The 6,093-nt window shown below is 64.5% G+C and carries 6 protein-coding genes; all 6 read left to right on the top strand.

The annotated features are described in order from the left end of the window. Positions 1-270 precede the first annotated feature (270 nt). The 6 genes from lptC (at position 271) to ptsN (ending at position 6,086) form a co-directional block, all read left to right on the top strand. A complete protein-coding gene (gene lptC / locus ACV1FX_RS38195) occupies positions 271-1,023 on the top strand; it encodes an LPS export ABC transporter periplasmic protein LptC (protein ID WP_473122674.1) in 753 nt (250 codons plus the stop codon). 5 nt (positions 1,024-1,028) lie between these two features. Beyond that, entirely contained in the window at positions 1,029-1,742 is a 714-nt protein-coding gene (locus tag ACV1FX_RS38190; RefSeq protein ID WP_473122673.1) for an LptA/OstA family protein, read from the top strand. A gap of 232 nt (positions 1,743-1,974) precedes the next feature. Continuing rightward, entirely contained in the window at positions 1,975-2,952 is a 978-nt protein-coding gene (gene lptB / locus ACV1FX_RS38185; protein WP_473122672.1) for an LPS export ABC transporter ATP-binding protein, read from the top strand. 91 nt (positions 2,953-3,043) lie between these two features. Then, positions 3,044-4,666, top strand: a complete 1,623-nt coding sequence (rpoN, locus tag ACV1FX_RS38180; RefSeq protein WP_473122671.1) for an RNA polymerase factor sigma-54 — start codon at positions 3,044-3,046, stop codon at positions 4,664-4,666. 129 nt (positions 4,667-4,795) lie between these two features. After that, positions 4,796-5,389 carry a ribosome hibernation-promoting factor, HPF/YfiA family gene (gene hpf / locus ACV1FX_RS38175; RefSeq protein ID WP_473122670.1) on the top strand — a complete coding sequence of 198 codons (594 nt, stop codon included), beginning with the start codon at positions 4,796-4,798 and terminating at the stop codon, positions 5,387-5,389. 235 nt (positions 5,390-5,624) lie between these two features. Next, positions 5,625-6,086, top strand: coding sequence for a PTS IIA-like nitrogen regulatory protein PtsN (gene ptsN / locus ACV1FX_RS38170; protein ID WP_008141251.1), 462 nt, complete (start codon positions 5,625-5,627; stop codon positions 6,084-6,086). The last annotated feature ends 7 nt before the right edge of the window (positions 6,087-6,093 follow it).

Here is a 6,093-nt window from a genome sequence, read left to right as displayed (position 1 = left end):
CCCCCCCCCCCCCCCCCCCCCCCCCCCCCCCCCCCCCCCCCCCCCCCCCCCCCCCCCCCCCCCCCCCCCCCCCCCCCCCCCCCCCCCCCCCCCCCCCCCCCCCCCCCCCCCCCCCCCCCCCCCCTTTCAAAAAAAAAAACAACACCGATGTGTATAAGAGACAGCCTCGGGGCCGCCCCGTTTCGGACACAGTCATAACGGCCTGTCGCGGGCTGCATATTCCGGCGGCGCCGGATACAATCGGGCGTCAATCGGCGCCCCGGAGCAGCAGTGAGTTCGGTCCAGACCCCAGCCTATGATGGAGCCTATGACGGCCTGGAGGCGCGTTTCGCGGCAGCGGCGCGCCACAGCAGGCTGGTCCACATTCTGCGCATCGCCGTGCCGGTGACGGTCGTCGTGGCGATGGCCATGATCATCTTCGTCTCGGCCTTCAACAAGTTCCGGACCACGAAGGAAGTGGCTTTCGATCCCGGCAACATGGTGGTCTCCGGCACCAAGATCACCATGGAAACGCCGCACCTGTCCGGCTACACGCCCGACCAGCGGCCCTATGAGCTCTGGGCCAACACGGCGACCCAGGACATCAGGGACCCCGACCATGTCGATTTGCACAAGCTCAGGGCCAAGCTCCTGATGCAGGATCAATCGACGATCTTCCTGGACGCCCTCACCGGGAACTTCGACAACAAGCAGCAGCAGCTCGATCTGCGCAAGGCTATCTTCCTGCGGACGTCGACGGGCTATGAGGCCCGTCTCAGCCAGGCCTTCGTCGACATGGCCAACAACACGGTGACCTCGGATGAACATGTCGACGTCAAGCTGACCAACGGCACCCTGACCTCGGATCGCCTGAAGATCACGGAGGGCGGCGACGTCATCCGCTTCGAAGGCCACGTCGTGATGTACCTCGACAAGCTGAGCACCGACGAGCCGGCCGCTGCGCCACCAGCGCCTGCCGAGCCCGCGCCGCCGCCGCCGGCGAAGACGCGCTCGATTCAAAACAAGCCCGGCACTTCAAGATGAGCTTCATGACGCAGCACCTTCCGCGCAACGGCTTGAGACGAAGCGTTGCCTTCAGCGCTGGCGCGCTCGCGCTTAGTGTGGCGCTGATCGCAGCAGTGCATGCGCAAAGCACCATGCAGGGCGTGCCCAACGCAATGCAGGGGTTTTCGCAAAACCGCGATCAGCCGATCCAGATCGAAGCCGCCTCGCTCGAAATGCGGGACAAGAAGAAGGAGGCGACCTTCGCCGGCAACGTGAAGGTCGTGCAGGGCGACACCACCATGACGTCGAAGACGCTGGTCGTGTTCTACGAATCGAGCGGCTCCGGTTCGGGACAGCCGGCGTCGCCGCCGGCGAAAAACGCAAAGGCGACGGCACCGATGCAATCGGCGACGCCGGGGCCGAACGGCAGCTCCTCGATCAAGCGGCTCGAAGCCCGCGGCAATGTCGTGGTCACCCAGAAGGATCAGGTGGTGACCGGCGAGACCGCGATCTTCGACACCAAGACGAATCTGATCACGATGCTCGGCGGCACGGGCCAGGTGGTCCTGACCCAATGCAAGAACGTGCTGCAGGGCGACCGGCTGATGGTCGACATGACCACCGGGGTGTCCCGCGTCGAATCCGATGGCGGCAAGGTGCGGGCCCTGCTGCCGCAGGGCGGCGGCGGCGATTGCGGCTCCTCCAAGCCCGGCGCCGGCCCGCCTTTGGCGCTGCCGGGCGCGAGCAAACCGAAGTAGATTCAGTACCTTACGCGCGGGGCTGTCGGAGCGAGGTTGAAGCCTGCCCGACAAGACTGTATCTACCCGGGCGGGCTCGGCGGCGGGATTCCTCCGATAGGGGATCGAGGGTGTTTCTCTGGGCAAGACACACCCTTTCACTTCATGCTGTGCCGGCGAATCGCGCCGGGGCGGCAAGATCGCGGGATCATCGTGATCGCGGGAATACCGTGAAAGGCTTGAGACAGCGGGGATGGTCGATTTATTCAGCATGTTCCGTCGGCGCCCCGCCAAACGCGGCCGGCCAGGATTTGCGCGCCAGGACATCACCGCGCTCGGTGACAGTGTCGGCGGTCTCGTGACCAGCCCGGTGCGCGACGCGCCGCCGATCGCGCGCGATCAGCCGATACCAACATCGGAACCGCCGCGGCCGCGTCCCCAGCCCGCCAGACCCGTCGCGACCGGCACCAGGACCAACGGTGCCGGTGGCCCGCAGCTCCTGCGCCGGCCGGGCTTCCTGGCTGTGCATAGCGTGGAAAAGAGCTTTGGCAGCCGCCAGGTGGTGCGCGGCGTCAGCATCTATGTGCGCCGCGGCGAGGCCGTCGGTCTGCTAGGGCCGAATGGCGCCGGCAAGACCACCGTGTTCTACATGATCACCGGGCTGATCAAGGCCGATCGCGGCGCGATCGAGCTCGACGGCCACGACGTGACGAAGCTGCCGATGTATCAGCGCGCACGGCTCGGCATCGGCTATCTGCCGCAGGAGGCCTCGATCTTCCGCGGCCTCACCGTCGAGCAGAACATCCGCGCCGTGCTCGAGGTGGTGGAACCCTCGCGCAAGAAGCGCGAGCAGCAGCTCGACTCCCTGCTCGACGAGTTCAACATCACGCGCTTGCGAAAATCGCCCTCGATCGCGCTGTCGGGTGGCGAGCGCCGCCGCGTCGAGATCGCGCGTGCGCTTGCGACGCGCCCCAACTACATGCTGCTCGACGAGCCTTTTGCCGGCATCGATCCGATCGCGGTCGGCGACATCCAGGACCTCGTGCGCCACCTCACCAATCGCGGTATCGGCGTCTTGATCACCGACCACAATGTGCGCGAGACGCTCGGCCTCACCGACCGTGCCTATATCGTGTATGCCGGTGAAATCTTGACCGAGGGGAGTCCGGATGAGATCGTCAGCGATCCGGATGTCCGCCGCCTTTACCTTGGTGAGGAGTTCCGCCTCTAGCCCGATTTTTGGATACGTCAAGACGTGTACATCGGGCTCAGACTAGGATAAGCAAAAATCGGACCAAATTTTTGGGAACGGTTCTTGCTTCATGGCTCTGACGCAGAGATTAGAGTTCCGACAGTCGCAGTCGCTGGTGATGACGCCGCAGTTGATGCAGGCGATCAAGCTGCTGCAACTGTCCAATCTCGATCTCACGACCTTCGTTGAGGAGGAGCTCGAGCGCAATCCGCTGCTCGAGCGGGCCAATGACGAGCAGCCGCCGGGCGATGCCCCGGGCGAGGCGGCCCAATTCAGCGATGGCGACGATTCCGGCGGCAGCCACGGCGACGAGCCGGGCGGCGGTTCGGGCGATGCCTTCGAGCCCGGCCAGGAAGAGTGGATGAGCAAGGATCTCGGCACCCGCGCCGAGATCGAGCAGACGCTGGATACCGGGCTCGACAACGTCTTTTCGGAAGAGCCGGCGGAAGCCGCGGCGCGCAATGCGCAGGATGCGGCGCCGAGTGTCTACACCGAATGGGGTGGCGGCGCCTCCGGTGACGAGGACTACAATCTCGAAGCCTTTGTCGCGGCAGAGACGACGCTGGCCGACCATCTCGCCGAACAGCTCTCGGTCGCGTTCACCGCGCCCGCGCAGCGCATGATCGGACAATATCTCATCGACCTCGTCGACGAGGCCGGCTATCTGCCGCCGGATCTCGGTCAGGCCGCCGAGCGGCTTGGTGCATCGCAGCAGGATGTCGCGGACGTTCTTGCGGTGCTGCAAAAATTCGATCCGCCTGGCGTCTGCGCACGCAATTTGAGCGAATGCCTGGCGATTCAGCTTCGCGAGCTCGATCGCTACGATCCGGCGATGCAGGCGCTGGTCGAGAATCTCGATCTCCTGGCCAAGCGTGACATCGCCGCGCTGCGCAAGCTTTGCGGCGTCGATGACGAGGACATCGCCGACATGATCGGCGAGATCCGCCGCCTCAATCCCAAGCCCGGCATGAAGTTCGGCTCCGCGCGCCTCCAGACCATGGTGCCCGACGTTTATGTCCGCCCGGGTCCCGACGGCGGCTGGCATGTCGAACTCAACAGCGACACCTTGCCGCGGGTGCTCGTGAACCAGACCTACTACTCGGAGCTCTCGAAGAAGATCGGCAAGGATGGTGACAAATCCTATTTCACCGATGCCTTGCAGAACGCGACCTGGCTCGTGCGCGCGCTCGATCAGCGCGCCCGCACCATCCTGAAGGTCGCAACCGAGATCGTGCGCCAGCAGGACGGCTTCTTCACTCACGGCGTCGCGCATTTGAGGCCGCTCAACCTGAAAGCGGTCGCCGACGCCATCCAGATGCATGAATCCACGGTGTCGCGTGTCACCGCCAACAAATACATGGCGACCAATCGCGGCACCTTTGAATTGAAGTATTTCTTCACGGCGTCGATCGCGTCGGCCGATGGCGGCGAGGCGCATTCCGCCGAAGCCGTCCGTCACCACATCAAGCAGCTGATCGATTCGGAGGAGCCGTCGGCGATCCTGTCCGACGACACGATCGTGGAACGGTTGCGAGGCTCCGGCATTGATATCGCCCGGCGCACGGTTGCGAAGTACCGCGAAGCCATGCGCATTCCCTCTTCGGTACAACGCCGTCGCGACAAGCAGAGCGCTCTTGGTAACGTCCTCTCCACCGCCCTGTCCGATCGTTCCCGCAACACCGAGCCGGCCTGATTGCGCGCGTCTCAAATCGCGATACTCTCGATCTCCCCTGAGCTCGATCCAGGCTAGACAACCTGAAGCGCGATGACGATTTTATCCTCATCCCATCGCGTGTTCGGCACCAACCAGGCGAGGCGTCACATGACTCTCCGGATTTCGGGCAAAAGCATCAGCGTCGGCGAAGCCCTTCGTGGCCGCGTCGCCGAGCGCACGGACGAGGTGTTGCGCAAATATTTCGACGGCAATTATTCCGGCCACATTACGCTGAGCAAGGACGGGTTCGGCTTCCGCACCGATTGCGCGCTGCACCTCGATTCCGGGATCACGCTGGAAGCCGATTCGAACGCGCCGGACGCCTATGCCAGTGCCGACCAGGCGCTGCTGATGATCGAGAAGCGGCTGCGCCGCTACAAGAGCCGGCTGAAGGACCGCTCCGCCCGCAAGGCCGCTGCGGCCTCGGCGGCAATGGCCTCGCTGGACGCCACCGCTTACGTCCTCGAGGCTCCCGGCGAGGGCGAGGACGAGGTCACCGGCTACAGTCCCGTCATCATTGCGGAATCGACCACCTCCCTGAGGCAGCTCTCGGTCAGCGAAGCCGTCATGGAACTCGATCTCAGCGGCGCCCATTGCCTGGTATTCCAGCATGGCTCGAGCGGCCGGGTGAACATCATTTACCGCCGCCCAGACGGCAATGTCGGCTGGATCGATCCTCCGGCGGCCAAATCCGGGAACTAACCCGGCCAATTTTGGGCGGCGTTGGGACCTCCCCGTAGGACTCCTGTCTTTAGGGTTGACCACGGCAAAAGGCGTTTGCGGGAGTTGGCACCGGGATTGCGTTGGAGTAGAAGCGCCCCACATCAGGACTGGGGCTAAGTCCACCTCCTGCTTCACGTTATTGACGCCGGCCAAATCTGGTCTTCCAACTTGGCCAATTCGGAACCTGACGGCTTAATTCACCTCGGAAAGCTCCATGCCGATTACCGATCTGGTCGCACCCGAGGCGATTCTCCCGGCATTGAAAGTCAACAGCAAGAAGCAGGCCTTGCAGGAACTCGCTGCCAAGGCCGCCGAGTTGACCGGACAGAATGAGCGTTCGGTGTTCGAGGTGCTGTTGCAGCGTGAGAAGCTCGGAACCACTGCCGTCGGCTACGGCGTCGCGATTCCCCACGGCAAGCTGCCCAAGCTGGAAAAGATCTTCGGCCTGTTCGCGCGGCTCGATCGCCCGATCGATTTCGAGGCGATGGACGGCCAGCCGGTCGATCTCGTCTTCCTGCTGCTGGCACCGGAAGGTGCCGGCGCCGATCACCTGAAGGCGCTGGCGCGCATCGCCCGCCTCCTGCGTGACCAGGACATCGCCAAGAAGCTGCGCGCCTCGCGCGATGCGCAGGCGATCTACTCGGTGCTGGCGCTGCCGCCGGCGACCGCCGCGTAGGCCGAGC

This window comes from Bradyrhizobium ingae (assembly GCF_055791185.1).
The sequence above is the reverse complement of the archived record's forward strand: the minus strand, read 5'-3'. Positions and strand labels throughout refer to the sequence as shown.

Excerpts from the sequence above, each read along its gene's own strand:
- ptsN (WP_008141251.1), top strand. The coding sequence starts at position 5,625 with ATGCCGATTACCGATCTGGTCGCACCCGAGGCGATTCTCCCGGCATTG.
- rpoN (WP_473122671.1), top strand. The coding sequence starts at position 3,044 with ATGGCTCTGACGCAGAGATTAGAGTTCCGACAGTCGCAGTCGCTGGTG.
- hpf (WP_473122670.1), top strand. The coding sequence starts at position 4,796 with ATGACTCTCCGGATTTCGGGCAAAAGCATCAGCGTCGGCGAAGCCCTT.
- ACV1FX_RS38190 (WP_473122673.1), top strand. The coding sequence starts at position 1,029 with ATGACGCAGCACCTTCCGCGCAACGGCTTGAGACGAAGCGTTGCCTTC.
- lptB (WP_473122672.1), top strand. The coding sequence starts at position 1,975 with ATGGTCGATTTATTCAGCATGTTCCGTCGGCGCCCCGCCAAACGCGGC.